Here is a 25,409-nt window from a genome sequence, read left to right on the forward strand (position 1 = left end):
TACGGGTCGTTTTCGCTGCACACAGAGAAAATACTCGGGTGCCGGCAATGGTTATTTGCAATAAATATAAAGAATTTTCTTTTACCGCCAGTAGGAACCGCAATTTTTTACAGAGAATCCCAATTATTCTGCATTCCAGATCTCCCAGGCTTTTTCGGCCTGCTGTTCAAGCATGAAGTAGCCGTTCACGCATTTGGCTCCGTGCTCTGCCGCTCGGTCCATAAAGGCCGTAAAGGTGGGGTTGTAAATAAGGTCAATTACCAGATGGTTGGAACTAAGCGCCTCAAAAGGAAAATCCAGGCAGTCGTTGACCATAGGGAAAGTTCCTACAGGCGTAGTTTGGACAATGAGGGTATGGGTGGAGACCAGCTCCTTAGGGAGGGTGTGGTAATTTAATTCCAGGCTGCGGGAAACCGTCTCAAACGCAATACCGTGTTTCTTAAGCACGTACTGCACCGCTTTGGAAGCCCCTCCATTGCCTAGTATTAGGGCATGGGTATGGTGGGGTTTTTTATGAAGAAGCAGGGTCTTTTCAAATCCATAGGCGTCGGTATTGTACCCCACCGCCTTGCCCTCGCGGATTTTAACGGTATTGACCGCGCCGATTAGGGCCGCCTCACTGGAGACTTCGTCCAGAAGGGGGATAATCTGCTCCTTGTAGGGAATGGTGACGTTGAATCCTTTAAGTCGGTCTTCCCTTAAAAGCCCAGGGAGGGATTCCAAGGAATCGATGTCAAAAACCTCATAGGAGTGGTCGTGGAGAAACTGCGTTTTAAACTTTTCGCTAAAATATTTTTTAGAGAACGAATAACCGATGCCGCGGCCTAGTAAGCCAAATATTTTTTTCTTCATAGCTAGAGTAAAGGTACGAAATTGCACCTTGTGTGCCGGGCTGATATCGCTCAGTTTCTACTTCTTCCAGATAAGGGAGCGGTTGATCTTGGAAAAAGCCCACGATACGGTAATTCCAAAGAGGAGGGCGACTCCCGAGACTATGAAGTAATTTTCCAAAGTGATCCGCACCGGAAAGGCCAGTTCGATTCCCGCCTTGAAATACCCGGTCTGCAGCTGTAGGTAGCACATTAAGGTTCCTATTAGAAGACCCGACACAATACCAAAAAGGGTAATGAGAAGACCCGTGTAGAAGTAGGTCCTACGAAGGTGCTCCAAAGGTAGCCCAAGGGAAATTAGCGAGCGCGCCTGCTCTTTTTTATCGAGTTGCAAAATGATGATGGCCCCTGCCAGATTAAAGGTAGTGATGCAGATCACCAGGGAAAAAATCAGATAGATCATCAGCTTCTCGGTATTGATCATCTTCCAGAAGGCGGCATTTTCTTCTTTCTTGGTTTTTATCTGGTACGAAGAACCCAAAGATTTTTCGAGCTCGGATTTGATATTATCGGCCTTTAAGGGATCTTTGAGTTTTACGACAATCTTATAGGCAGTATCCCCGGAAAGTCCCAAAAGGTCCTGCCCTAGTTTTATGGAGGAAATGATGTAGTTGTTAAGCTGGTCGTTTCCAGGAAAAACGCCCGTAACCTGAATCTCCCGCTTGATGAAGATGTCGTCCTCGGTAGTGATAAGGCCGGTGCCCGGTTTAGGCATGTAGAGTAGGGCTGGATTGGGACTCTCTCCCACAGGAATCGAAAGTCGGTTGTCCAGGCTGTTTTCCATAATCACCTGCGTGGGATCCGAAGTGTCGGGGTACGCTCCAAAGAATATGTTTTTGTCTACGGGGTTGACCAGGGTATAGGTGCTGTCCACGGCGCGTAGGTAGGCGATTTCCCCAACGCCATTATAGTTCAGATATACTTTTTCTTCAATAAGTCTTGAGTAGTGCGCCACTTCCGGGTGCTTGCGCACGGTTTCGGTGGCTAATTTAGCATTCTTAAGCTGTTTTTGGTTTTTACTTGAAATGGTAAGGTCCGCATGGAGATTGGATATCATCTCCTTGTTGAGGTCTTCCAGGCCCGTAAAGACCGAAACGATAATGAACATACTGGCTACCGCCGTCATCATGGCAAAGGCCGCCAGCCACGTAATGAACGTAACGGCAGTAGATCCCTTTCTGGCGATAAGGTATCGGGTGGCGATATAGAATGCAGTATTTCTCAAAGGGCAGTACCGGATTTATAGAATGGGATTATCTCCCTCACCGCGAAGTTCTTTCTCTACGCGCTCGGCATCGTCCAGGGTGGTGTCTAGGTAGAAGTTAAGTTCCGGGATGATGCGTACCTGTTTGCCCATCTGCTGTCCCAAGAAGTTACGGTATTGGGATTTGTTCTCTTCAATTTCTTTCATAACAGGCGCTCTGAACTCCTGAGGAAATACGCTCAGGTAGATTTTCGCAACACTCAGGTCCGCAGAGATCTTCACATCCGATACACTTACCAAAATGCTCTGGGCACTTTCCTTGGACTGCTTGCGAAAAAGTTCTGCAAGGTCCTGTTGTATGATTTGGGCGACTTTTCTTTGTCTGTTACTTTCGTTCATAGGGGCAAATTTACTATTTTTGTTTGAATCGCTGCTACCCATTAAGACCGGGACTACGGGAAGGGGTTTGCAAAAAAAATGAAAGACAGACATGAAACTCGAACATATTGGAATTGCGGTTAAATCACTCGAAGAGTCTGACCGGCTTTTTTCCAGGCTCCTAGGTAAAGCGAACTACAAACACGAAACCGTAGAAAGGGAAGGAGTCACCACGTCCTTTTACGCCGTTGGAGAAAGCAAGGTGGAGCTTTTGGAATCTTCCACTTCTGAGGGTGTGATCGGGCGCTATATTGAAAAGCGTGGAGAGGGCGTGCACCATCTGGCCTTCTTGGTTGAAGACCTTGAAACAGAAATTGAGCGCCTCCAGGCCGAAGGGTTTTCCTTTCTTTCCACCACTCCCAAGGAAGGAGCCGACGGCAAACTTATTGTTTTTCTGCACCCTAAGACCACTGGGGGCGTACTAGTGGAATTATGTCAAGAAAAAAGGGGCTAATTGCTTTTTTATTATTAAAAAATAATTTACTTTTGCACACCAATTCGAACGAAAGTTCGTCGGTCCTATAGCTCAGTTGGTTAGAGCACCTGACTCATAATCAGGTGGTCCCTGGTTCGAGCCCAGGTGGGACCACTACTAAAAATGAGACACTTACAGAAATGTAGGTGTTTTTTTATTGCCATCTATTTCTTGGGTCTCACATAGGTCTAACATTTCAACGCTCACATAGTTTGCTTTTCATAATTTTTCATATTTGCATTCTATTGTAAATTAAATATCAATGGATAAATATTTACTTGAATCGCGCACGATTATTTATGTATATGTTTATTGGCAGGGATTAGAAGAATTAGCAAAAAGTGTGGGTTTGTATTTTCGACTCGCATCCATAGAATGAATCATATCACCGATGAGGTGACTGAGGCAGTTAAATTTGGGAAGGCAGTGGCAAAACAAATTGGAATTTCCCGAGCGGATAGAGAACTAATGGCCAGTGCCTTTATAGTGTAGGATCAGGCATTTAAGTTTTTTGAGATTAGTTCCCTTTCCATCAGAACTCGGGCATAGAGAACTTTTCTCTATGATAGATTACTGTTTATTTACACAGAAGATACTAGGGGTACTGTCTTGTTTGCCTTCTTACCGTAGTTCCTTCCATACCAGACTAAAAAGCCTGTTACCGGTAGTGAAGCGCAGGCAAGGGAGCTAATAAAGGCCAGGATTTTTCCCCAAATTCCCAGTATAGCACCCACATGGATGTCGTAATTGGCAGCAACTACTTTTTCTCCAAAGTTCTTTTCATCATGATTGTAGGTTTTTAGTAGTTCTCCAGAGTTCTCATCGATGATTACCGCATGGTTCTTGTGGTAGGAATAGGGTAGTTGCTTGACAAACACATAGAGATTGTGGTGCTCGTGCTCGTCCATATGCTCGTATCCCAAATCAAAGGTGTATCCGTACGCATTGGGATGTAGCTGCTCGGTAATGGCAATCGCCTTATCGTATACGCCATCGGTTTTCGCACTTAAGGGAGCCTTGTTATGGATGGCTTCCAGATCCGTAAATGTGGTCTTTCCTCCAGAAAAGACAAAATACACTAGACCCTGTACAAAAAGGAAGGAATAAAAGAGTCCTGTAATGGTTACAATAACGGCTAGAAAAGAGGCGTAGAATCCAACGATGGTATGCAGATCGTAATTGCGCCGTCTCCAAGACCGTATGTTTTTCCATTGGAACCAGAAGCGCTGCTTGCTGGCTTTACGGTTTTTAGGCCACCAAAGAATAATGCCGGATAGTACCATGACAAGAAAAAGTATGGTGGGTATGCCCACGATGTATTTTCCCCAATCCGAATTTAGAAGAAATCCCCAATGGATGTATTTTACAATATTAAAAAACGAGTTTTTCTGGTCGTAACTTCCCACGATTTGCCCCGTGTAGGGATTCACATAGTAGGTCATAAAGACCGGGAATTCATCGAAATAATGCCAAGCATTCACATCGCGTTCGTAGTAGTTGAATCGGTAGGTCTTGGTTTTGTCCAAGGGAATTTCCACCCAGTGGGGTAGGTATTTCTGTCCGCTTTGGGCATGAACCCTTCGTTCCATCTCTTTGATGGGAAGGATCGTCTTCTGCTCTATATTGGGTTCATGGTGCTCATAGTACTCCGAGAGCATCAGGTTCTCTACTTCAGCTTTAAAGGCATAGAGGGCGCCCGTGATGGATACCAAAAATACAATGGCGCCAATGGTAAGGCCCACATACAGATGGATCTTTCCCACGGCTTTTTTAAATAAAGACTTCTTTTTACTTTTTGCTTTTACGTGGTGGTGTTTCATAAAATACAAGGTATTAAGGCGGCGTTTAATCGTTTTACGAAAGAATTTTTCACCGCCTGGATTGGTCTTAGAATTTATAAGTGAAACTTAAAGCCCCGTTACGAAGTTTCTGCGGATTGGCCGTGGTGTACCCGATCCAGTGTTTTTCGTTTGTAAAATTATTCACACTTAGTCCTATGCGGTAGCGCTCTTGGTCGTAGAAAGCATTGGCGTTAAGTACCAGGTAACTTGGAAGCTCGAACTGCGCAGTAGTGGTATTGAATATACGGTTTGCACTGGCGTAGTTTCCTCCAATGCCCATGCCTAGTCCCTTAAGCCTGCCGTCCAGGAACTGGTAGTTGGCGCTGAAGTTTGCCAGCCATGGGGAAGATGCGGTGTTGGGTCTGCGGTTTAAAATAGTCTCGTCCGCCGTGTCTTTGTAGCGGGAATCGTTGTAGGATAAACCGGCTATCACTGAGAATCCTTTAACCAGGTACGCATTAAGCTCCAGTTCTACGCCCTTACTTTCCAGGGTGGCCATCTGGTCTTGGATGGCAAGGTTCGAAGAGGTATACCCTACCGTCTGGAGTGAATTGCGTACATCAATGTCGTAGTAGCTTACCGTAGCATTAAGCCTGCCCTGGAGAAGATTCGTTTTTAATCCGGCTTCAAATTGATTGGCCGTCTCGGGATCGGAAAGTACAAGGGTTTCGCTGGCATCGGAAATATAGTATCCGTTACTCTTGAAACTGTTTTGGTAGTTTCCAAAAACCGAGAATTTCTCAGGTATTACTTCGTATACCAAGCCCAACTTGGGAGATAAAGCCGACTGATTGTAAGAGGCCACCGGAGTGCCTATAACACCTCCCTTGAAGTCGTTGCTTTCAAAGCGTAGTGCTGCCATTACTTTAAGCTGTTCAGTCACGCTCAGTACATCGGAAACGTAGGCGCTGTAGGTATCCTTGATGGACTGCATCGGGTAAGATCCGTAGGCTCCGGACTCGTAGAAATTTGCAAGGGTTTCTTTGTTGAACCCGGAATAGTCCGCTCCACTTAGTGGCACGAAATCAATAATTCCGTACACGAAGAGTTGGTCGCTATTACTGCGCATATAGTCTGCACCTACCAGCACGCGGTTGCGCATAGAGCCAATTGGAAAATCTAAATTGAAGTTTTGTTGGATCTGAAAGATCTTTTGTTTGCTGTCCCGCGTACTTTGGTCTCCGCGGTAGAGTCCCAGTGGTGTTTGGTCCGGAGTATAGCTTTCTGTAGTGATATAGAAGTACGGATTGTATCCGTCGGAGTAGCTATAGGATGAACTTACAAGGGTTGTAGACTTTACTTTTTCTGAGATACGGTAGTTAATCTGCCCAATGAGATTTCTGCTGCGCCCCGTATTATAGAGTCCTTCACTTATGTAGGACTCGTTATAATTCAGACCTAATTTTTCAATGTCGTACATGTCCTTATATCCGTACAGGGACGGGGAGAATATAAAAAAAAGGTTTTGTTCGGCCTGTGTGCGGCTTTCAAAACCTTCGTAGTCCAAGAGGACATTAAGTTTGTCGCTAACGTTCCAAAGCAGGCTTGGAGCAAAGGCGTAGTAGTGGCTTTTGGCAGCAGCATTCTGAAAACTACTCTCCGTGGTATAGGCTGTGTTTAGGCGAAGCAGCAGAGACCTACTTCTATTAAGAGGTACATTCACATCACTTTGGACGCGTGCAAAATCATTTGAGCCTCCGGCAAGCGAGACCGATCCCTGGAAATGGTCCAGTGGTTTTTTTGTAATACGATTGATAAGCCCTCCATAGGAAGCACCGTTGCTTCCGTATAGGGTGGCGGAAGGCCCCTTGAGCACTTCGACTTTTTCTATGTTGATCGCATCTATAGTAGAGGATACAGGAGATACCATTCCATTACGCATGGAATTGGAAGCTATGAATCCCCGAAGGTTCACATACGAGCCCCCATCGCCGGAGCGGTGTGTAGCGTTCCACATTTTCTGAAGTCCCGTAACGTTGCGTAGGGCCTCATCCACAGTGAAAAGATTTTGGTTTTCCAAAACCGTTTTATCTACCGAGGAATAGACCTGTGGGTTCTCGATAAACTTAAGGGGCATTTTGTGCGAAGACTCGGTGTCTTTCTTTACAATGGTGTTTAGTATGACTGCATCAATGGTATTTTCCTTGATGGAATCGGTAGTTTGTGCGCTTAGAAGTGCAGCGCCTAGAAGCCCTAAAAGGACAGTGGATTTTCTCATAGTTATTTAGAACAATTATAAACAATGACGCAAATGTAATTATTTATATTAATTCTAAATAAAATTAATGACAAAAATCAGTTATTTATTTTTTGGGTTGTTAAGTATACAGGTCCTTACAATGCATTGACCGCAATGGCTAGAGCCGCGTGGTCTACTTTTCCTTCACTTTGTGTCACCATAGAACCTTCCTTATCAAGAACTGTAATGATGTTGGAGTGCGAGAAGACAATAGGGGAGATTTTTTTGTATTTCACTGCCAGTACATTGGCCAGTTCGCGGATCGATTCCTTGTCGGAAACCAGTAGGGTAAAATCCTCATTAAGGCCGTTAGTCTGTGCATAGGCAGAGAGAACTTCCGGAGTGTCGTTTTCTGGATCAATGGATACAAGTACCATTTGTGTATTTTCCTTTGCTTTGGCGCCCAGCCGTGAATGGATGTTTTTCATGTCGGCAACCAGTACCGGGCAGGCGGTCTGGCACGAGGTGAATACCATGGTAAGTACCACATTCTTTCCCTTTAGTTCATCCAGTGTTACGCTTTGGTTTTTCTGGTTTTTCCACTTGGATCCTAAAATATAAAGCGATTGTTCTTGGCTTGTAGTTTCTACAGACTGGCTTTGCGGCTCTTTACAGCTAAAAGCCAAAATGCAAAGTGTCAGTAGGAGTAAGAGGTTTTTCATGACGATTTTTTTTTAAAGGTCTTTCGCACAGCGAAATCCCAAGTTGGCTACCGTAAAGTTTGCCTTTAAACTGGAGCGAAGGGCATAGCGCATATAGGCTGCATAGTTCAAGGCATCGGTAGTGGAGGTAGCTCCTACCGCGCAGTAGAGTCCCTTGTCGTCAAACTCTGTAGTGCGGGAGTCGCTGGTAGTCATAATAGAGTTGAAATCATCGGTCCATTCCCATACCAGATCAAAAAGGTTATACGCTCCGTGGTAGTTGGCCTTACTCTGCATTACGCGGCCTTTTTCACGGTTTTTCTGGTTGTAGAGGTTGATAAGAGTCTCGGAGTAGGACGGCTCACGGCGTGCATTTTTCATCGTCTCATTCGCCATAGCCACGTATTCCCATTCGTCCAGGGTCGGAAGCCGTTTTCCCGCGCTCTTAGCGTAGGCCCGTGCTGCAAACCAGGAGACAAATACCACCGGAGAATCGGGATGTGTTCCTTTGGGAAGGGCTAAGTCCGAAGGCCAGTCCCGAAGATAGGTGTCGTCTGCAAATAGTCTTTGAACATTACTTTTGCGCCACTGTGGATTTTTCTTTACAAATTCCAGGTATTCCTCGTGGGTAACCGGGCGCTCGTCGAGAAGAAAATCCTCTACCTTTACCAGTGTACTGTCCTCGCCGTAAAACGGTTGGTAGAAATCGCCTTTGATGGTAATCATTTTTACCTTAGGACTAATAGATTCTTCCTGCAAATGCGAAGAACTGGGTGTGCGGGTACTCTCTGAGCTCGTCTCTGCTTTGGAGCAGGAGACTAAAAAAAAGAAGAAACCCCACAGCATGGCCACCGTAGTGGGGATCCTCTTCATAGGGTTTCTCTCTAAACACATAATTTAAAACACTTTATTATTTGCCAGTAGTTCTCTACTGAACTTTATGAAATACTTTCGGATTCTTTTCTCCCGTTACTTTCAGCATTCCAATGGCTCCTTTGTTGAAGGCTCGGAAGATGGAGTGGTCCACAAGGACGTAGTCTCCAGGTTCCTCCACAGTGAATTCTACGATGGCAGCGCCCCCTGCAGGAATAACGGTAGTCTGCACGTTGGTGTTGATCTTGCTTCCGCCCTCAATATATACTTTATCAAAGATCTCACCAATCACATGGAAGGATGATACTAGGTTTGGTCCTGCGTTTCCTACGTAAAGACGTACGGTTTCTCCGACCTTGGCTTCGAGTTTGTTCTCACCCATTAGTGCATTCTTACGTCCGTTGAATACGACGTAGGTTGGGTTCTCGTCCACCCCTTTGTCTTGGTCAAAATCTTGGAATCCTTTTTCGTCGGTCTTACCTTTGGTGTAGAATTCTCCCTGCATGATATAGTACTCACGGTCCACCTTCTCCAGTCCACCTTCCGGTTCTACCAGAATAAGTCCGTACATACCGTTGGCAATATGCATTGGCACAGGTGCGGCCGCGCAGTGGTACACGTACAGCCCAGGGTTAAGTGCCTTAAAGTTAAAGATAGCAGTCTTGCCTGGCGCTACGTTGGTAGCCTCGGCACCTCCGCCGGGACCGTTTACAGCATGCAGGTCAATGTTGTGTGGCATCACACTGTTGCTGGCATTCTTGAGATGTAGCTCCACTTCGTCCCCTACACGTACTCGGATGAAAGTTCCCGGTACCGTATTGTTAAAAGTCCAGAATTTATAGGTTACCCCGTCGGCAAGTTCGCCTTCTATTTCGGTGGCTTCCAGATGGACCACCACCTTTTGGGCTTTACGGTCTCCAACGGCTGCAGGAACCGTAGGCGGGTTGGTAATTTTTTGGTTCTGTACCTCAGAGCTGATTTCTATGGCCATATTGTCTTTGGCCGTAGGCTGGGAGGAAGCGGTTGGATTTTCTTTACAGCCGATAGCTAAAGCGGCCAGTGAAGTCAGAAGTAGAATGTGCTTTTTCATTGTCTTATTTTAATAGGACAAATTTATCCTATTTTACATCAAACTTGCAAATCCTTCTTTATGACAAATGTCATGTTTTGCTTCAAGTGACGTGCAGTTACCGGTTGCGTAGTTGCTCGAGTCCCTCTGGTGAAATCAGATCGTAGCTCCAGGGCGGATCAAATCGTAGTTCAATCTCTACGGTGCGGTCAGGGAAAGCGTGCTCCAGAGCGTTGCGCGCCCCGGTCTGAATGGCATCACCCATAGGGCAGAACTGGGAGGTGAGGGTCATTACCAAATACAAGCGGCCGTCTTCTAAAAAATCTACTTGATAAATCAGTCCCAGATCCACGATGTTGACCATCATTTCCGGGTCGATTACTTCCATTAGGGCCTCCATGGCGCGCAATTGGAGGTCGCTGTCTTTATTGAAATCAAATACTTTCATAGTAGTGTGTTTTTATGTCCCAGGAGCTTAAAAACCTGGTAGCAGTATAAAAGGGCGAGCACGACCCATAGGCCAGCGCTTAGTGTAAGAAGTGGTGCAGTGCTTAGAAGTAGGCCCAGGGCCATAAGTACCATGGCAAAGGCGTAGAGGTAGAGCTGGATACGGGCGAGTTTTTCACTGAACAGGTCTTTAGGCATAGGCGTTCTTTTTTTTCCTGCGAAAGACTTGTAGTGGGTGTTCCAAATGATGAAAGGTAAAGTCTTGAAGGTTTTTGCAAGGATAATGCCGCTGATCCAACCCATAAAAAGCAAGGTACCGTAAAGAGAAACTAGCTCCGTGGATGCATAAAACAGTAGGATCCCTGCCATAGCAAAGCTTAGAAGTAGAAAAAGAAAGGAAAATGCGACGTTTCTCATCAGCGGCTCTATTCGTTTTCTAAGGCGTGAGGTAAATACATCACGCAGCAGCAGTAGCCATAGAAGGGTGCCTGAAAATACTAATAACAGTGACAAGAAAAGAATGGTGGTAGTACCTAGAGTAAGACCCAGTACCATAAAGAGTATTAGTCCTAAGTTCTGAAGTATCCATGCCCATTTCAAAAGATAGGTTTTACTGGATTTACCCAGTAGAAACATCGGTACCAGTTTGGAACTCACGCCCGTAATGAGCTGAAGAAACCATCCCGCAAGTCCTGCGTGCGCATGAAATTTCAGAAGATGGAGATGGGAAGCATCAAAAATTGGGGAGTGCAGATTCCATACTAAAAGCAGTCCAAAGCCGGTGGTAAATACCAGCCACAGGGGGGCACTTATAAGAAAGAGCCGCTCGTAGGCTCCTTTTCTAAAGGGGAAAGCCGTTGCAATGCTGTTGATTAAAAAGATAATACTGGATAGAAAAACCAGGCTGCCGCCCACTAGGGTAGCAGTACCAAAGTGCAAGAACCAGAAAGCTACAGAGAGAATGAGTACGCCCGCCGTTAGAAGCACAAAGCTTAGCACAGCGAGTTTCTCACTGTACAGGTTTCTCTCGCAAAGTACAGGAAGGAGTTGGTGTCCTGCTCCGTAAATAACCATCGTGCCCCAACCCAGGGCGGCCAGATGTACCATGGCCAGAACGGGGCCTTGAAAGTGATGGCCAAGGAGCATATCGCTTTTAAGCAGCAAGACGAATGTAAGGAGCAGGAAAAACAGCGCCCCTGCTGCATAGAATGGGAGCGTGGCCAAGTTGGACGGCGCTTTTCCTACGGAGAGTTGGGCCATAGTTTAGCTGCGGTGGTAGATTAGTAATTCCACATCGGTAGGGCTGTTCTCTCGGATAAGTACAGTAAATTCCCTGTCCTGGAGTTCTTCTAATAAATATACAGGCACCCGCTTGTGCGCCACTAGAAGGGCAGTGCCCCTCTTAAGAGTAGCTAAAGTCTCTAGAATAGTCTGCATGGGAAGCGGCATTTCCATGGCTCGTACATCCAAATACTCTATGGCTTTTTCTTTCCAGTGTTCGAGCACCGTGGAAAAGTCGGCCTGCTCTATGCTCGTCGCATCAAGAGATTCTTCCTGCTCTAGGGTAGAATCTTTTCCTGCTTTAAGGAAGTACGTGAAGTAGAGCTCGGGTCCTTTGGGTTCCACAAAGTGTTCTTTGGCCTTATGCTCTGAAAGTAGCCGAATCAGGGGTGTAGGTACAAAAGTGGTCACTAGTCGAAGAACCTGACCTTCGGGCACATTTTTAAAGGAAGCTAGAATTATCTTGAGTGGTTCGGTTCCCTCGTCCATCATCTTGCGAACGTCCAGAACCGTCATGGCCTCCGGTGCGGTATTATCAAGCCAGTCTGGATACGTCAAATTGGTCTGCTCTTGCTCGCTTTCTTTTTCCTCGGGGATAAAACCTAAGGGTTTGAGGATGGAGAAAAAATCTTCTGTAGTGACACCACCCATCTTTGCTGCCTCGTGCACACGCACCCTGGAAGCCATGATTTTGCGAAGCAAAGGATTGCGGAGTTTTTCCAGTGGCCTAGAAAGGGAGGCGATGGCTTCAATGGAGCGGGAATCGGCCTTAATAATGTCACTTATCTTGGTTTGGGAGTCTATTTTCATTGGGATTTGGCATCGCGCCAGAATTCATCGTTATACTGTTCCTCTGCGGTGTGTTCTTCTAAATTGAGTATAGTTCCTATACGGTCCAGCTCGTCCGGTGGAAGGGTTTGTTCCAGATGGGGGAAAAGATCCCGTTCTTCATAGCGTGTATGGGAGCGTAGAAGCGCCGCAAGAGAGAGGTAATCGTTAGGGAAATTGGCCCGACCTTCCTGGATCTTTTCAAAGAACTCGCGGATAGTCTCGTGCTGCATTAGCGCAGTGCGGACTTTGGGGTCCTGACGGTCGGTAAAAAGTAGTTTTTCCTCACTGGCGAAATGCCCCACCACATGCTCTGGATAGAAATACCCCGCATAGCGGTCAATACGCTCCTTTTCTATGCCTCTTTTTACGCCTTCCTCTATTTTCCAGCAGAAAAGAAGGGTTGCGTGGTGTTCCCGGGAAAGTGGTTGGATCTGTTCGCTGCGTTTGATTGGTTTTTTTTCCATACTATTTTTATTTTTTTTGGTGTGTATACTTGGACCCTTGGGGCAGATTGGTCTAAAGAAGGAGTTATATTCAAACATTCTACCATTTGTCCTTCTTCTCCTCTGCCCCTGTAGGGGTCAAGTAAAGTTAGTAAAAAACCAGTGGGTACTATTTTGTACTTGCAAGGTTCTGCTCGTCCAGCGCTATCATGCGGGGAAAGAGTACCTGCTCTTCAAGTCTTAGGTGGGTTAGAAGGTCCTCTTGGAATTCTTCCATCAGTCGGTAGACTAATCTTCTGGAATTGCATGCGTCTTCCGGTACTGAGTACTCATTGGAAAGCTTCTTTAGGTAGTCCATGTCGGTAAAAGCGATGTGGTGCTCTTCTTCCAGTAGGGCTCTTGGTTGGCTTAAGATGCCTGGCTCGTAGTCCCCACCCTGAGAAGGGTCCTTGGAGTAGGCTACTGCTTTTTTAATCATAGGGAAAAGTACTTCTTCTTCCCGTACCTGATGGTCTAAAAGGTCTTGAAGGAAATGGTAGGTCATGGTCGCAAAACGGTAAAGCAGAGGGCTGGTTTGTCCGTGGTGCTCTGCCACTTTCTGAGCTAGATCATTTAGCGGCTCCACGCGCTCCTTTACAAATCGGTGGTGGGTCTCTACGATGTAGTCGCACAGAAATTCCAATGACCATTTGCTCTGTTCCTGAAAGGTAGTGGGTGGCGAGTTTTGAGTGCGGGGCCTAACCGGAGGAAGGGTAGAATCTTTCTCCTCGGAGGCGCATCCAAACTGCACGTTTTTTTCTTTAAGAATCTGTGCCTTGGCTATGTCTTTTCCAGGAATGGTGGCTAAAGGATCCTGTGGCAGAATTTCATTCTTCTTTATCTCTACACGGTACCACTCCGGTCCTTTTTCCAGATACTCCCAAGTGAAAATGGGTCCACGCTCGGCAATAAGTTCATAGTATAGCGGTTTGGGATCGTGGTCGTTGCGTATCATGAAACTCTCACCGGCCTCCAGGCGGTCAAAATATTCAAATACCGTAGGGTGTTTAAGGCGTGGGGCCAGTAAGGTAACGTCTAATAGTTCAGCTGTTATCATGGGTTTATTGTTAAATGTTGGTTTCAAAAAGTAAGGGTTCAAGACTACGCCGAAGGGCAGATGGGTCCTTCATTTCCAGGGAATGCAAATTCAGTAGTGTAAAGGAGCCATATACCTCGGAGAGTTTCTCGCGGGCCTCCTTGTACTTGAAGTGAATAGGGCAGGGTCTTTTCTCCGAGCAGTACTCAAGGCCCAGGCCACATCCTAGGAACATCTGATCCCCATCAGTGGCAATGATGATTTCCTTTAAGGAGATTTCCATCTGCGCAGCAGTGAGAAAAAAACCTCCCGAGCGACCTTTACTGGAACTCACATAGCCCTGCCGGGAGAGGTCCTGAAGGATCTTTGCGATAAAAAGCTCTGGGGAGTCAATCGAGCGTGCAATTTCTTTTATGGGAACCGGCCGGGTGGGCGGATCCTGTTTGGAGATGTAAATCATTGCCCTTAAGGCATATTGGCAGGTCTTGGAGAGCACTTTGTATATTTTCTGAAGGCAAAATTAATACAAATATTTAAATAGGACAAATTTATCCTAATTAAAATGTGTTTGATTTTCGACGTTTGTCTACAGCAAGGCCGTCTTTGGCATAATTCTTTCTCCAGGGTGGAGGTAAAACTTTATTTTTGCTTCATGAAAAAAATAATGACCGTAGGGGCCCTGGCCCTTGGTATCCTTAGCTTTGCTCAGAAAAGTCCCATACGGGCCATGATTCCGTATGCCCAAGACAGTGATATGGCACTAGTGAAAGCCAAGACGGATCTCTTTCTGCTAAATGTGCTTTCCAGTGATAAATTCAAAATGACCACCAATTCTTCTGCCCAGGACCACCTGGACATGGGAGTAGTGCTACCGTTCCAGGGCGGAGAAATTCGCACGCGACTTCGACACGATTTTCTTAAGGAAGGCCATGTGGTTTCTCTATCCCAGACCAAAATTCATAGGGGCTCGGCGGTAGAGGTAGTGGACCAAAGTAAGGAGTCCCACCAGGTGATCTTGGATCAATTGGAAAGACTCTTTATAGACACGTACAAAAAAGAAATCTCAGGCAAGTAGAAGGCGCTATCTAAGTGATTTCACTAAAGGCAAGAATTCAACCCATTTTTCAATGATTATGTTAGACTTTTTTTTAAAGCCTTGGCCCTGGTATGTGGCAGGTCCGCTCATTGGACTTACCGTACCACTGCTGCTTATTCTAGGAAATAAATCCTTTGGTATATCCTCTTCGCTGCGCCATATATGTGCCAGCTGTTTTCCCTCGAACCTTCCTTTTTTTTCCTACAACTGGAAAAAGGAAGTATGGAACCTGTTCTTTGTAGCAGGCATTTTTCTAGGTGGGGTTCTTTCTGCATGGCTTCTTATGCCGGATGCAGAGGTAGTGGTGCATCCTGACCTCAAACAGGATCTTGCCCAGGTAGGAGTCCACTCCTTTGGTAATCTGGTGCCGCAAGACCTAATGAGCTTCGAATCCTTATTTACCCTGCGCGGGTTTCTACTCATGGTAGTGGGAGGTTTTTTGGTGGGCTTTGGGACCCGGTACGCAGGAGGGTGTACCAGTGGACATTCCATTATGGGAATCGCCAATTTGCAGTGGCCGTCCCTTGTAGCTACCGTGTGTTTTATGGCCGGAGGTTTCCTTATGGCCAATTTTATTCTACCAATAATTCTAAGACTCTAGTATGAAAAACCAACCTTCTTCATTTGCCTATTCTTCCCCGGCCCAGAAATCGGAAAATGAAAATTCTAGTACTACGACTCAGCCTTGGTACCAGAATCTTAAGTACCTACTGGTGGGAATCTTCTTTGGAATTGTGTTTGTCAAGTCCGAAGTGGTCAGTTGGTTCCGAATCCAGGAAATGTTCCGTCTTGAGTCTTTTCATATGTACGGTATCATTTCCAGTGCTATTCTAGTAGCACTACTCTCCATACAAGTGATAAAAAGGCTGGGGATACGTACACTTGGTGGAGAACCCATAGCCATTGCTGATAAACGATTCCATAAAGGACAGATCTATGGAGGTCTTCTTTTTGGTTTGGGCTGGGCCATGACTGGCGCCTGTCCCGGCCCATTGTTTGCCCAGATCGGAACGGGTGCACTGGCAGTGGTGGTGACGCTTCTGAGCGCTGTATTTGGGACCTGGTTTTACGGATTTATAAGGGAAAAGCTACCGCATTAAAAATAGTCAGGTCCAAAAAGGTCATAAAGTTAATAGCATAATTAAACTTGAGAGCAACAGGTAAGATTCTACCAACCTACCTTTAAAAGGAAATTAATACGTAGTACATCGGTTGTGGTACGCTGCACTCATCGATGCATACTCTTCTGGCTTCCGGCTGTACTAAATCCATCCGATGACTATTACGAAAAGTCTAGGGCCAGGAATCAAATAGTACATACCTCCTTCCTAGTAAAGTAAAAGACCGCCTTAATTTTTCAATTAAGACGGTCTTTTATTATTTTATTCTCTGGTGCTGCGTGCATTTAAAGGCGCTCTAGTCCTTAGTGCGCTCCATGCCCGTCGGCCCCATGGGCATGACCATGGGCAAGTTCCTCCTCGGTAGCCTCTCTTAAAGCGAGAATCTCGATGTCAAAAGCCAGGGTCTTGCCTGCCATTGGGTGGTTCAGATCCACAAGTACCTGGTCTGCTTCTACGGCCGTTACTACTCCGTGCAGTTGGTTTCCGTTCTGGTCTTGAAGTGGAAGAACTGCACCTACTGGTGGCTCTCCAGACTCCTTAAACATATCCATTGGAAGGGCCGTTACGGCATTTTGGTTGATCTCTCCGTAGCCTTCGTCTGGGAGAATAACGAAGCTTTTTTTATCGCCAGCACTTAGTCCACTGATCTCTTCTTCAAACTTAGGTATCATCATACCTGCTCCGTACAGGAAGCTCAGCGCATTGTCCTGGTTGGTTTCTTCAATTAGCGTTTTGTTTCCCTCACTGTCAAGGGAATTAAGGGTGTAGCTTAAGGTTACTACCTGGTTTTTCTCTACTGTCATTTTTAATAAAGTGTTGTGGGACCGCGTCCCGATTGTTTGGTTCTGGTCCTTACTGGCCAGAGGCCAAAGGTAGTGATTTGAAATTTAGTGCCCAGGTAGCACCCCGCGGCTACTTCAAAGTGGTATCTCCGGAATCACTTAATACCACCACGCCCTGGGTTTTACCTTCGAAGGTGCCGTCGAATCCTTTCAAACGGCCGGTCTTGCCTTTATCTACCAATTGGTAAAGCTGCGTTAAGGAGAGTTTCTTTCCCCACTGCACGAAATCGATCTTAAATCCACAGGTCTGGTAGTTAGGGCATCCAAGAGCTGTTTTCCCTTCCCTAAGTGCTACTTTGCATCGAGGGCACAGGGGCGGAGAAGCCTGGTGCTTTTCCTTAGGTTTTTCTTCCGATGCAAGTGCTTTAGGGTCTGCGGGCAGTTGGATGACTGTGGCTTTTTTGGAAAGCACCTCGCGGACAAGTTCACTTACCATCCCACTGAGTTCCTTTCGGAACTGTTCGGGACGGTAATTTCCTTTTTCAATTTCCCGGAGTTTGAATTCCCAGGCACCGGTAAGTTCCGGACTTTTCAAAAGTTCGTTTTCAATGGTATCCACCAAGGCAATGCCGGTGGCTGTAGGCAGTATGTTCTTTTTCTTTCGCTCTATATAGCCTCTTTTGAAAAGCGTCTCAATAATATTAGCGCGAGTGGAGGGCCGTCCAATGCCACTGGCTTTCATGGCTTCACGAAGGGCCTCGTCTTCCACAAGCTTTCCGGCCGTTTCCATGGACCGCAGCAGGGAGGCTTCGGTAAAGTATTTAGGCGGCGACGTTTTTCCCTGGTGGATGAAAGGCTCGTGGGAACCTTGTTCTGCTTTCTGCATTTGGGGAAGCTGTTTCTCCTTACTTTCCTCATCGCTCTTTGTAGGTTTATTATCCTGGGAATAAACCACGCGCCAACCCAGTTCCAGAGTCTCTCGGCCGGTGGCCTTAAAGTCAATGGTTCCCACCCGTGCAAGGGCCGTAGTCACTGAGAATTTGCTGGGTGGGTAGAAGACAGAGATTAGCCTTCTAACTACCAAATCGTACACGAGTTTTTCCTCTGTCCCAAGGCTACTGGAAGGGAGCTGGTTGGTGGGTATGATGGCATGGTGGTCCGTTACTTTCTTATCGTCAAAGACCTGGGGGGATTTTGCTAAAGGTCCCTCGGGCAGTCCCTCTACCCATTTTCTGTATGGAGTAAGCGAGGCAAGCAGCTCGGGCATTTGCTCGTACATGGCCTCCGGAAGGTAGGTGGTATCCACACGCGGGTAGGTTGTGTGTTTTTTCTCGTAGAGACTTTGTATAAGTTTTAAGGTTTTTTCCGCGGAATACCCCCATCTGCGGTTGGCCTCGACCTGCAGGGAGGTAAGGTCAAAAAGCCGCGGTGCATGCTCCAAGGTCGGTTTACGTTCAAAATCCACAATCTCAAGGGGTTTTTGCCTAAGGTACTCCTTCCCTTTCTCCGCTTTTTCTTTAGAAGTTAGGCGCTCAATCTGCGCTAAAAATTCCACGCCCCGGTACAGGGTTTTCAGCTCAAAATAGATGGTGCTGTCAAAGGCCTGTATTTCCTTATAACGCTCTACGATCATAGCAAGGGTAGGAGTCTGTACACGTCCAATGGAGAGAAGTGATTTTCCCTGCCCAAATTTCTTGGTATAAAGTCGTGTGGCATTGATTCCCAGAAGCCAATCCCCAATGGCCCGGGCCTGGCCTGCTTGGTAGAGCGCGTCGTATTTCTCGGAGTCCTGAAGGTTTTCAAACCCTTTCTTTATTGCTTCCCTAGTAAGGGAGGAGATCCATAGTCTTTTGATTGGTACCTTGCACCGGGCTTTTTGTAAAACCCAGCGCTGGATCAGCTCCCCCTCCTGGCCGGCATCCCCGCAATTTACTACCTCAGTGGCATTTTGAATAAGTGTGCAAAGTACCTCAAACTGCTTTTTCACCGACGGACTGTCGATGAGTTTAATGCCAAATTTTTCGGGTATGATGGGAAGTAGGTACGTATCCCAACTTTTCAGATGCGCGCCGTAGTCGTGAGGCTCTTTTAAGGTACACAAATGGCCGTAGGTCCAGCTTACGATGTAACCACCACCTTCCATATACCCCTGTTTAGAGGTGTTGGCCCCTAGCACCTTTGCAATATCACGCGCCACACTGGGCTTTTCGGCTATACAGAGAATCATAGAGAAAGCTAAGCGGACAAAGTTAATTTATTTTTCCGGCCCGAAGCAAAGCACCTACGTCCCACCAAGGAATTTTCTTAGGATGCGTCCGCTAGCGTTGGATATTATTTTGTATCTTTAAGAGCCTAAGGATTTGAAGGTTACTTATCTACTCTTTGAATGTGTAGTGTAGTGTGTGGGTACGTAACTTAAGTGAGAAGAGTAAAAAAACATTCTACACTTAATAGACATTAAATATTTATTAATTAGAGTTCGATAAATGAAATCTATTTTATGTTTTCATTTTACTCATTAGCATTATAGATTCCCCGTACGCAATTCCGTTTAAATTTGACTAAAACTTTATCATATGACAAATTCAGAAGGCGGCTGTCCTTTCCATCATGGGAAAGCAGGCCAGGGCCCGGAAGGGTCCCACCATTTAGAGGGTTCCAAACAAGAGCAGGGACAAACCGTAGCGGGAAATGGCGATCCGCAGAAAGACGACAAGGGAGCCCAGGAGGCTATGGATCTTGAGAATGCGCCCATAAAGAACGATCCTACGCAAGGAGAAACCATCCACTCACAAAACGAAGAGAATCCTATCTCCACTCCCGGCGCACAGCTTAGTACTGGCGGCTCAAAATGTCCGGTAATGCACGGGGCCAACAGCGCCGAGGGTCAGAATGTGATGAGCTGGTGGCCCAAAGCACTCAACCTGGACATTCTCTCCCAACACGACCGGAAAACCAACCCTATGGGTGAGGATTTCAACTACCGCGAAGAATTCAAGAAACTCGACCTGGAAGCAGTCAAGCAGGACCTTAAAGACCTTATGACCGACAGCAAGTCCTACTGGCCTGCAGACTGGGGGCACTACGGAGGACTGATGATCCGCATGGCGTGGCACTCGGCAGGGACCTACAGGGTAGCCGACGGCAGGGGAGGAAGCAATACGGGAAACCAACGATTTGCCCCACTTAATTCCTGGCCAGACAATGCCAACCTGGACAAAGCACGTAGGCTACTGTGGCCTATCAAGAAAAAATACGGCAACAAACTCTCCTGGGCGGATCTAATGATCCTGGCCGGGAACATGGCTTACGAATCCATGGGCCTAAAGACCTTTGGTTTCTCTGGTGGAAGAGAGGATATCTGGCATCCGGAGAAAGATGTATACTGGGGCAGTGAAAAAGAGTGGCTTGCACCTACCGGCAGTGAAGGAAGCCGCTATTCTGGGGAAAGAGACCTGGAGAATCCACTGGCCGCAGTAATGATGGGACTTATCTACGTCAACCCGGAAGGGGTGGACGGAAATCCCGACCCGCTGCGCACGGCCCAGGATCTTCGGGTGACCTTTGCGCGTATGGCTATGAACGACGAAGAAACGGCAGCCCTTACCGTGGGAGGCCACACCGTTGGGAAATGCCACGGAAACGGGGATGCCAGCCTGCTGGGAGGAGATCCCGAGGAAGCACCGCTGGAGCACCAGGGCATGGGTTGGATCAACCCTAAAGGGAAAGGGCATAGTGAGGATACGGTGACTTCCGGACTGGAAGGTGCCTGGACTACGCACCCTACACGCTGGGATAATGAATATCTGGAACTCCTTTTAAATTACGACTGGGAGCTAACCACTTCTCCGGCCGGAGCAAAACAGTGGGAACCGGTTAATCTGCCGGAACATCTAAAACCACTCGATGCCCATATCCCGGGCATCAGACGTAACCCCATGATGACCGATGCCGATATGGCCTTAAAGATGGATCCTGGATACCGCAAGATCATCGAGCGCTTCTACCAGGATTTTGACTATTTCTCTCAAACATTTGCCCGCGCGTGGTTTAAACTGACCCACCGGGATCTAGGACCTAAGAGTAGGTACTTGGGTGCAGACGCTCCTACGGAAGATCTTTTGTGGCAGGATCCAATACCTACAGTAGATTATACGCTTTCACAGGAGGAAATACGAGACCTTAAGGACAAACTCCTAAATCTGGGACTTCAGGACCGTGAACTTATTGCTACCGCCTGGGACAGTGCCCGAACCTTCCGGGGCTCCGACTACCGCGGAGGAGCCAACGGAGCGCGCATACGTCTTGCTCCACAAAAGGATTGGGAGGCCAATGAGCCGGAAAGGCTGCAAAGGGTGCTCTCTACCCTGGAGGATTTCCAGGCGGGGCTGGAGAAGAAAGTGTCTCTGGCAGACCTTATCGTACTTGCAGGGAGTGCTGCGGTCGAGAAGGCCTCCCGCGCTGCAGGAGTGGACATTAACGTGCCTTTCTATCCGGGACGTGGCGATGCCCTCCAGGAACAGACCGACCAGGAATCCTTTGCCGATTTGGAACCTCTTCACGATGCGTACCGAAACTACCAGAAACGGGATTATGTGGTAACCCCTGAGGAAATGATGCTGGACCGCACGCAGCTCATGGGTCTTACTCCGGTGGAAATGACCGTGCTAATTGGAGGAATGCGCGTACTAGATACCAATTTTGCCCATTCTAGGCACGGGGTGTTTACCGAGCGACCTGGTATCCTATCCAATGATTTCTTTGTGCACCTTACCGATATGAAATATTCCTGGAATCCGGTGGCAGAAAACCTCTACGATATAGTGGATCGGGAGACCGGGGAAAAGAAATTCTCCGCAACCCGGGTGGATTTGGTCTTTGGAAGCAACTCGATACTGCGCTCCTACGCCGAACTCTACGCTCAGGACGATAATAAAGAGAAATTTGTACGTGATTTCGTTGCAGCCTGGACCAAGGTTATGAACAGTGATCGGTATGACCTGAATTAAAAATACCGTACCATTTTTCAAAGGCCCTTCCTCTAAAGAAGGGTCTTTTTTGTACGGTTTTTTTCATTGTATTTTTCAATAGTTGCAACAGAGACGGTGGATTGGAAAAAGGCAGGGTCCTTCGTATTTTTGCCCCCTAATTTTAAAAAACGACCCTTATGGCATTAATTGATAATTTGAAGTGGCGTCACGCTGTGAAGGCCTACCAACCGGAGAAGAAAGTCTCTGAGGAAAACATAGAAAAGATACTCGAAGCGGTACGTCTTGCGCCGACTTCCTCAGGACTTCAGCCTTTTAGAGTAGTGGTGGTTAAGGACCAGCAGCTCAAGGAGCAGATGGTGGCAGGGGCTTTGAACCCTGAGGTGATGCGCGACTGTTCCCACGTACTTGTATTTGCTGCTTGGGAGAGCTACAGCGACGAGAAAATTGATACCGTATACGACTACCATACTAAGGAAAGGGATCTGCCTCAAGGACGATTTGGTTCCTATACCGACCAGCTCAAAAAACTCTACGCCTCGCAAAGTGCCCAGCAGCATTTTGAACATGCTGCGCGCCAGAGTTATATCGCTCTGGGACTTGCCATGGCACAGGCCGCAGAACTTAAAGTGGACTCCACTCCTGCAGAGGGGTTTTCCCCAGAGAAAGTCGATGATATCCTAGGCCTGCGCGCTCTAGGACTTAAAAGCGTTACCCTTTTGTATTTAGGATATAGAGATGAGAAAAACGACTGGCTTTCTTCTATGAAAAAGGTCCGCATTCCAATGGAAGAGCTTATCATCAAAAAGTAACTCTATAGTGCATCTGTAGGTTTGTATTTTCAATCCGGCGCCCTGGAAGATTTTCTTTCCGGGGCGCTTTTTTTTTGCTCTTTTTCTGCTGCACTTTGTATTAAAAATCAATAGGTTAACATTTGTAGAGCATTACTTATATTTACGGATTAATTCAATTGCTATGTACAAAAAAATACACTTCCTTAGTCTTTTCTTACTGGGTACCATTGCCTTAAGTGCGCAAACCCTTACCAGTGGCGCCTACAAAGTAACCCTCTCCAACCTCTCGGAAAAGAATAGCGAGACGGTATCGTGGGGAGAGAAAATAAAAATCTCGGAGACCACGGGGAACTACCGGGTAGAGAAAAACGGTCAGGTTTTAAAGAGCCAAAAATTTTACTTTTTGAAGAACTCCCAAGGGGAGCCGATGCTTAATGTGAGTCTGACGGACCAGACTGGGGAGAGCATGTTCTATAACAAAAAGGACAAAACATTCGCTCTATACGATAATGAGGTAAAAGTTCTAAAGTTTGGATCGGACAAGGATCTGATCCTAAGCGGAATTCTTATCGTTATTATGGATTGGGAAAAAGGCTATTAAGGATTTTCTAGTTGCGCCTTTGACGGCGGATCCCAGAGCGCGATAAAATCACTGGTGTGTTGGACAGCCTCTTGCTACGAACAATAAAATTAAATAGTATGAACCAGAAAATCTTTCAGCTCTTTACTTTTTTTCTCTTAAGTGTAACGCTAAGTGCACAGTCCCTTTCCAAGGGCCCCTATAAGGTGACTGTTTCCGATGTGAAAGAAGAGAAATCCCAGCTTAGGTCCTTTGGGAAATTACAGACCACCACGGCACTGGTGGGAGAGTACCGACTGGAAAAAAACGGGACGCTTGTGCGAAGAGAAAAATTTGTTTTTAGAAGAAGCAAAGAGTTTATGTCGCTTCTTATTATGCATCTTTCCCCTGATCGGAAAGTTTCTCTGGACTACGATCCTAAAATGAAGCTGTTTTTTATGGACTGGGACCAGTATAAACCGCTTAAGACAGATACAGAAAAAAATATAGTAATGAGTGGAATCTTGATTTTAAACGAGATTTCAGAGAATCAAAAATAACCCCTTAATTTTGATACCTTTGTTTTGTGGAAAAATAATCCTGTAGATATGGCAAAGAAGGCTAAGGAAGAGAAAGGACAGAAAACTGTGGCAAGCAAACTACCCCAAAAGGACCGCGCAGAAAATTGCCGCGTAGGCGTGGTTGGAAGTGGAAGTTTTGCCACCGCCATCGTAAAAATGCTTGTAGAGAACTGCTCCGTAGTGCACTGGTGTGTGCGCAGTGAGTATGTTAAGGGGGCTATTGCCCAGAGGGGGCACAATCCTACGTACCTGACCTCGGTAAGCTTTAACCTAGCGCAGCTTTCCTTAACCACAGACATCAATGAAGTGGTTTCCGAGTGCGATATCATTGTTCTGGCCACGCCTTCCATCTATCTTGCCTCCGCCATGGAGCAACTTACCTGCACGTACGAAGGGAAAGTATTTCTCTCGGCCATCAAAGGGATTGTGCCGGAGCACAACGATATCGTCGCCCATTATTTAAAAGACAAATTCAATATTGGTTTTAGGTGCCAGGGAGTGATCGCAGGGCCCTGCCACGCGGAGGAGGTAGGAATGGAGCGTCTTTCCTATTTGACCATTGCCTGCGCCGAGGAGGTGCTGTCCCAAAAGCTGGACGTACTATTTACCTCCAGTTTCATCAAGGTCAACCACTCCCGCGACATCCTGGGAAACGAGTACAGTGCTATTCTAAAGAATGTCTATGCCATTGGTGCTGGGATTGCCAGCGGACTGGGCTATGGGGACAACTTTACGGCGGTTCTGGTATCCAACGCCATTCGTGAGATGGAGCTCTTTTTGGAAGCGGTCTACGAGGTGCCTCGGGATGTGAACGAAAGTGCCTATCTTGGAGACCTCCTGGTGACGGCATACTCTCTTTTCTCCAGAAACCGAAGTCTTGGAAACCTCGTTGGAAAAGGCTACACCGTAAAGTCGGCAATTCAGTCCATGAACATGGTAGCAGAAGGATACTATGCGGCCGATTCCATCTACCTTACGGCCAAGGAAAAGAATCTTAGTACACCCATTATCGATACGATCTACGGTATTCTCTACGAGGAGAAAAGCCCGGAGAAGCAATTTAGAAAACTTACCTCCAAACTCACCTGATGGCCGATTCTAAAAACCTACTCGGAACCTATACGCCCCTGGAAGAGCGCCTCAATATTTATTCACACCTTCTAGGCGCCCTGCTCTCTGTGGTGGCTACGGTTCTGCTGGTCCTAAAGGCCGGAGAGGACCTCTCCTCCCTTATGGCCTACATAGTGTTTGGGGTCAGTATGGTGCTTCTCTACTGCGCCTCCACGCTCTATCACAGTGCGAGGGACCTTAAAAGGCGCTTTAAGCTCAAAATACTGGACCACGCCGCTATTTATATTCTTATTGCTGGAACCTATACCCCATTTACCGTGATTGGACTTAAGGACCACCAAGGTTTGTGGATCCTTCTTCTGGTATGGAGCCTGGCGCTGATAGGAGTAGTTTTCAAGCTTTTTTTTACCGGTAAATTCAAGCTCTTCTCCACACTGCTTTATGTAGGTATGGGCTGGATTGTGGTGTTTTACTGGCCAGTGCTCTCAGAGGCCCTTAGCGAGAAGGCCCGGTACTACCTGATTCTGGGTGGGGTAAGCTATACCGTGGGCGCACTTTGGTACAGCATCAAGAAACATCCCTTAAACCACGCAGTATTTCATGGGTTTGTGCTCTTAGGTACGTTTTTTCATTTTCTCGCCATCTATCTTTATATTTAGGCCCTTCCTTT

General features: G+C 46.8%; 26 protein-coding genes and 1 tRNA gene. 11 read left to right on the forward strand and 16 right to left on the reverse strand.

The genetic code is table 11. The annotated features are described in order from the left end of the window. Nucleotides 1-123 precede the first annotated feature (123 nt). Genes IC612_RS04320 through rbfA form a run of 3 tightly spaced genes read right to left on the reverse strand, consistent with a single transcriptional unit; the run spans nt 124 to nt 2,493 of the window. The gene (locus tag IC612_RS04320; RefSeq protein WP_194738950.1) at nt 124-852 is read right to left on the reverse strand and encodes a shikimate dehydrogenase family protein; all 729 of its coding nucleotides are present in this window, start codon (nt 850-852) and stop codon (nt 124-126) included. 57 nt (nt 853-909) lie between these two features. Continuing rightward, nucleotides 910-2,115: an ABC transporter permease gene (locus IC612_RS04325; protein ID WP_194738951.1), complete on the reverse strand. Its 1,206-nt coding sequence runs from the start codon at nt 2,113-2,115 to the stop codon at nt 910-912. A 15-nt stretch (nt 2,116-2,130) separates the two neighbouring features. Further along, on the reverse strand, nt 2,131-2,493 hold the full coding sequence (gene rbfA / locus IC612_RS04330; RefSeq protein ID WP_194738952.1) for a 30S ribosome-binding factor RbfA: 363 nt from the start codon (nt 2,491-2,493) through the stop codon (nt 2,131-2,133). A 91-nt stretch (nt 2,494-2,584) separates the two neighbouring features. On the opposite strand from rbfA, the gene mce reads away from it, so the two are divergent. Beyond that, a complete protein-coding gene (gene mce, locus IC612_RS04335; protein ID WP_194738953.1) occupies nt 2,585-2,986 on the forward strand; it encodes a methylmalonyl-CoA epimerase in 402 nt (133 codons plus the stop codon). 61 nt (nt 2,987-3,047) lie between these two features. Next, nucleotides 3,048-3,121, forward strand: a tRNA-Ile gene (locus IC612_RS04340). 467 nt (nt 3,122-3,588) lie between these two features. Here IC612_RS04340 and IC612_RS04345 read toward each other — a convergent pair. The 11 genes from IC612_RS04345 to IC612_RS04395 all read right to left on the reverse strand — a co-directional run bounded on the left by IC612_RS04345 (nt 3,589) and on the right by IC612_RS04395 (nt 14,243). Continuing rightward, entirely contained in the window at nt 3,589-4,827 is a 1,239-nt protein-coding gene (locus IC612_RS04345) for a PepSY-associated TM helix domain-containing protein (protein WP_194738954.1), read from the reverse strand. A gap of 67 nt (nt 4,828-4,894) precedes the next feature. Next, nucleotides 4,895-7,066 carry a TonB-dependent siderophore receptor gene (locus IC612_RS04350; protein ID WP_194738955.1) on the reverse strand — a complete coding sequence of 724 codons (2,172 nt, stop codon included), beginning with the start codon at nt 7,064-7,066 and terminating at the stop codon, nt 4,895-4,897. A 116-nt stretch (nt 7,067-7,182) separates the two neighbouring features. After that, entirely contained in the window at nt 7,183-7,749 is a 567-nt protein-coding gene (locus IC612_RS04355) for an SCO family protein (RefSeq protein ID WP_194738956.1), read from the reverse strand. A gap of 12 nt (nt 7,750-7,761) precedes the next feature. Continuing rightward, nucleotides 7,762-8,622 carry a formylglycine-generating enzyme family protein gene (locus IC612_RS04360; protein ID WP_228512867.1) on the reverse strand — a complete coding sequence of 287 codons (861 nt, stop codon included), beginning with the start codon at nt 8,620-8,622 and terminating at the stop codon, nt 7,762-7,764. Between the two features lie 34 nt (nt 8,623-8,656). Next, complete coding sequence (gene nirK / locus IC612_RS04365) at nt 8,657-9,691, reverse strand: copper-containing nitrite reductase (protein WP_194738957.1); 1,035 nt, start codon at nt 9,689-9,691, stop codon at nt 8,657-8,659. A gap of 97 nt (nt 9,692-9,788) precedes the next feature. Continuing rightward, entirely contained in the window at nt 9,789-10,118 is a 330-nt protein-coding gene (locus IC612_RS04370) for a metal-sulfur cluster assembly factor (RefSeq protein ID WP_194738958.1), read from the reverse strand. Next, the gene (locus tag IC612_RS04375; RefSeq protein ID WP_194738959.1) at nt 10,115-11,377 is read right to left on the reverse strand and encodes a hypothetical protein; all 1,263 of its coding nucleotides are present in this window, start codon (nt 11,375-11,377) and stop codon (nt 10,115-10,117) included. Before IC612_RS04375 ends, IC612_RS04370 begins: the two co-directional genes overlap by 4 nt. A gap of 3 nt (nt 11,378-11,380) precedes the next feature. After that, a complete protein-coding gene (locus IC612_RS04380) occupies nt 11,381-12,208 on the reverse strand; it encodes a DUF2249 domain-containing protein (protein ID WP_194738960.1) in 828 nt (275 codons plus the stop codon). Continuing rightward, on the reverse strand, nt 12,205-12,693 hold the full coding sequence (locus tag IC612_RS04385; protein WP_194738961.1) for a hemerythrin domain-containing protein: 489 nt from the start codon (nt 12,691-12,693) through the stop codon (nt 12,205-12,207). The genes IC612_RS04380 and IC612_RS04385 overlap by 4 nt, the downstream gene beginning before the upstream one ends. 148 nt (nt 12,694-12,841) lie before the next feature. Continuing rightward, the gene (locus IC612_RS04390) at nt 12,842-13,768 is read right to left on the reverse strand and encodes a DUF2249 domain-containing protein (protein ID WP_194738962.1); all 927 of its coding nucleotides are present in this window, start codon (nt 13,766-13,768) and stop codon (nt 12,842-12,844) included. A 10-nt stretch (nt 13,769-13,778) separates the two neighbouring features. Next, the gene (locus tag IC612_RS04395; protein ID WP_194738963.1) at nt 13,779-14,243 is read right to left on the reverse strand and encodes an RrF2 family transcriptional regulator; all 465 of its coding nucleotides are present in this window, start codon (nt 14,241-14,243) and stop codon (nt 13,779-13,781) included. Between the two features lie 156 nt (nt 14,244-14,399). Between IC612_RS04395 and IC612_RS04400 the strand changes: the two genes are divergently transcribed. The 3 genes from IC612_RS04400 to IC612_RS04410 are packed head-to-tail and all read left to right on the forward strand — an operon-like array spanning nt 14,400 to nt 15,943. Next, nucleotides 14,400-14,822: a hypothetical protein gene (locus IC612_RS04400; RefSeq protein WP_194738964.1), complete on the forward strand. Its 423-nt coding sequence runs from the start codon at nt 14,400-14,402 to the stop codon at nt 14,820-14,822. Between the two features lie 58 nt (nt 14,823-14,880). Beyond that, entirely contained in the window at nt 14,881-15,444 is a 564-nt protein-coding gene (locus tag IC612_RS04405) for a YeeE/YedE family protein (RefSeq protein ID WP_194739050.1), read from the forward strand. A 1-nt stretch (nt 15,445) separates the two neighbouring features. Next, the gene (locus IC612_RS04410) at nt 15,446-15,943 is read left to right on the forward strand and encodes a DUF6691 family protein (protein ID WP_194738965.1); all 498 of its coding nucleotides are present in this window, start codon (nt 15,446-15,448) and stop codon (nt 15,941-15,943) included. A gap of 323 nt (nt 15,944-16,266) precedes the next feature. Here the strand turns inward: IC612_RS04410 and IC612_RS04415 are convergent, their stop codons facing one another. Continuing rightward, nucleotides 16,267-16,767, reverse strand: a complete 501-nt coding sequence (locus tag IC612_RS04415) for an FKBP-type peptidyl-prolyl cis-trans isomerase (protein WP_194738966.1) — start codon at nt 16,765-16,767, stop codon at nt 16,267-16,269. A gap of 109 nt (nt 16,768-16,876) precedes the next feature. Continuing rightward, the gene (locus IC612_RS04420) at nt 16,877-18,973 is read right to left on the reverse strand and encodes a type IA DNA topoisomerase (RefSeq protein ID WP_194738967.1); all 2,097 of its coding nucleotides are present in this window, start codon (nt 18,971-18,973) and stop codon (nt 16,877-16,879) included. 349 nt (nt 18,974-19,322) lie between these two features. Here IC612_RS04420 and katG point away from each other — a divergent pair, with 349 nt between their 5' ends. From katG to trhA, 6 genes are all read left to right on the forward strand, one after another. After that, nucleotides 19,323-21,755 (forward strand): catalase/peroxidase HPI, encoded by a 2,433-nt coding sequence (gene katG, locus IC612_RS04425; protein ID WP_262892249.1) that lies wholly within the window; start codon nt 19,323-19,325, stop codon nt 21,753-21,755. Between the two features lie 158 nt (nt 21,756-21,913). After that, a complete protein-coding gene (locus IC612_RS04430; protein WP_194738968.1) occupies nt 21,914-22,546 on the forward strand; it encodes an NAD(P)H-dependent oxidoreductase in 633 nt (210 codons plus the stop codon). A 163-nt stretch (nt 22,547-22,709) separates the two neighbouring features. After that, nucleotides 22,710-23,129 (forward strand): hypothetical protein, encoded by a 420-nt coding sequence (locus tag IC612_RS04435; protein ID WP_194738969.1) that lies wholly within the window; start codon nt 22,710-22,712, stop codon nt 23,127-23,129. A gap of 98 nt (nt 23,130-23,227) precedes the next feature. After that, on the forward strand, nt 23,228-23,647 hold the full coding sequence (locus tag IC612_RS04440) for a hypothetical protein (RefSeq protein WP_194738970.1): 420 nt from the start codon (nt 23,228-23,230) through the stop codon (nt 23,645-23,647). Between the two features lie 48 nt (nt 23,648-23,695). After that, complete coding sequence (locus IC612_RS04445) at nt 23,696-24,757, forward strand: NAD(P)H-dependent glycerol-3-phosphate dehydrogenase (protein ID WP_194738971.1); 1,062 nt, start codon at nt 23,696-23,698, stop codon at nt 24,755-24,757. After that, the gene (trhA, locus tag IC612_RS04450) at nt 24,757-25,398 is read left to right on the forward strand and encodes a PAQR family membrane homeostasis protein TrhA (protein WP_194738972.1); all 642 of its coding nucleotides are present in this window, start codon (nt 24,757-24,759) and stop codon (nt 25,396-25,398) included. The genes IC612_RS04445 and trhA overlap by 1 nt, the downstream gene beginning before the upstream one ends. Nucleotides 25,399-25,409 lie beyond the last annotated feature (11 nt).

Source organism: Planobacterium oryzisoli, from assembly GCF_015354315.1.
Lineage (GTDB): Bacteria > Bacteroidota > Bacteroidia > Flavobacteriales > Weeksellaceae > Planobacterium_A > Planobacterium_A oryzisoli.

Excerpts from the sequence above, each read along its gene's own strand:
- IC612_RS04410 (WP_194738965.1), top strand. The coding sequence starts at position 15,446 with ATGAAAAACCAACCTTCTTCATTTGCCTATTCTTCCCCGGCCCAGAAA.
- IC612_RS04370 (WP_194738958.1), bottom strand. The coding sequence starts at position 10,118 with ATGAAAGTATTTGATTTCAATAAAGACAGCGACCTCCAATTGCGCGCC.
- IC612_RS04360 (WP_228512867.1), bottom strand. The coding sequence starts at position 8,622 with ATGTGTTTAGAGAGAAACCCTATGAAGAGGATCCCCACTACGGTGGCC.
- rbfA (WP_194738952.1), bottom strand. The coding sequence starts at position 2,493 with ATGAACGAAAGTAACAGACAAAGAAAAGTCGCCCAAATCATACAACAG.
- IC612_RS04440 (WP_194738970.1), top strand. The coding sequence starts at position 23,228 with ATGAACCAGAAAATCTTTCAGCTCTTTACTTTTTTTCTCTTAAGTGTA.
- IC612_RS04355 (WP_194738956.1), bottom strand. The coding sequence starts at position 7,749 with ATGAAAAACCTCTTACTCCTACTGACACTTTGCATTTTGGCTTTTAGC.
- IC612_RS04415 (WP_194738966.1), bottom strand. The coding sequence starts at position 16,767 with ATGACAGTAGAGAAAAACCAGGTAGTAACCTTAAGCTACACCCTTAAT.
- IC612_RS04400 (WP_194738964.1), top strand. The coding sequence starts at position 14,400 with ATGAAAAAAATAATGACCGTAGGGGCCCTGGCCCTTGGTATCCTTAGC.
- trhA (WP_194738972.1), top strand. The coding sequence starts at position 24,757 with ATGGCCGATTCTAAAAACCTACTCGGAACCTATACGCCCCTGGAAGAG.
- IC612_RS04350 (WP_194738955.1), bottom strand. The coding sequence starts at position 7,066 with ATGAGAAAATCCACTGTCCTTTTAGGGCTTCTAGGCGCTGCACTTCTA.
- IC612_RS04380 (WP_194738960.1), bottom strand. The coding sequence starts at position 12,208 with ATGAAAATAGACTCCCAAACCAAGATAAGTGACATTATTAAGGCCGAT.
- IC612_RS04345 (WP_194738954.1), bottom strand. The coding sequence starts at position 4,827 with ATGAAACACCACCACGTAAAAGCAAAAAGTAAAAAGAAGTCTTTATTT.
- IC612_RS04385 (WP_194738961.1), bottom strand. The coding sequence starts at position 12,693 with ATGGAAAAAAAACCAATCAAACGCAGCGAACAGATCCAACCACTTTCC.
- IC612_RS04405 (WP_194739050.1), top strand. The coding sequence starts at position 14,881 with ATGTTAGACTTTTTTTTAAAGCCTTGGCCCTGGTATGTGGCAGGTCCG.
- IC612_RS04445 (WP_194738971.1), top strand. The coding sequence starts at position 23,696 with ATGGCAAAGAAGGCTAAGGAAGAGAAAGGACAGAAAACTGTGGCAAGC.
- nirK (WP_194738957.1), bottom strand. The coding sequence starts at position 9,691 with ATGAAAAAGCACATTCTACTTCTGACTTCACTGGCCGCTTTAGCTATC.
- IC612_RS04320 (WP_194738950.1), bottom strand. The coding sequence starts at position 852 with ATGAAGAAAAAAATATTTGGCTTACTAGGCCGCGGCATCGGTTATTCG.
- IC612_RS04435 (WP_194738969.1), top strand. The coding sequence starts at position 22,710 with ATGTACAAAAAAATACACTTCCTTAGTCTTTTCTTACTGGGTACCATT.
- katG (WP_262892249.1), top strand. The coding sequence starts at position 19,323 with ATGACAAATTCAGAAGGCGGCTGTCCTTTCCATCATGGGAAAGCAGGC.
- IC612_RS04420 (WP_194738967.1), bottom strand. The coding sequence starts at position 18,973 with ATGATTCTCTGTATAGCCGAAAAGCCCAGTGTGGCGCGTGATATTGCA.
- mce (WP_194738953.1), top strand. The coding sequence starts at position 2,585 with ATGAAACTCGAACATATTGGAATTGCGGTTAAATCACTCGAAGAGTCT.
- IC612_RS04375 (WP_194738959.1), bottom strand. The coding sequence starts at position 11,377 with ATGGCCCAACTCTCCGTAGGAAAAGCGCCGTCCAACTTGGCCACGCTC.
- IC612_RS04430 (WP_194738968.1), top strand. The coding sequence starts at position 21,914 with ATGGCATTAATTGATAATTTGAAGTGGCGTCACGCTGTGAAGGCCTAC.
- IC612_RS04390 (WP_194738962.1), bottom strand. The coding sequence starts at position 13,768 with ATGATAACAGCTGAACTATTAGACGTTACCTTACTGGCCCCACGCCTT.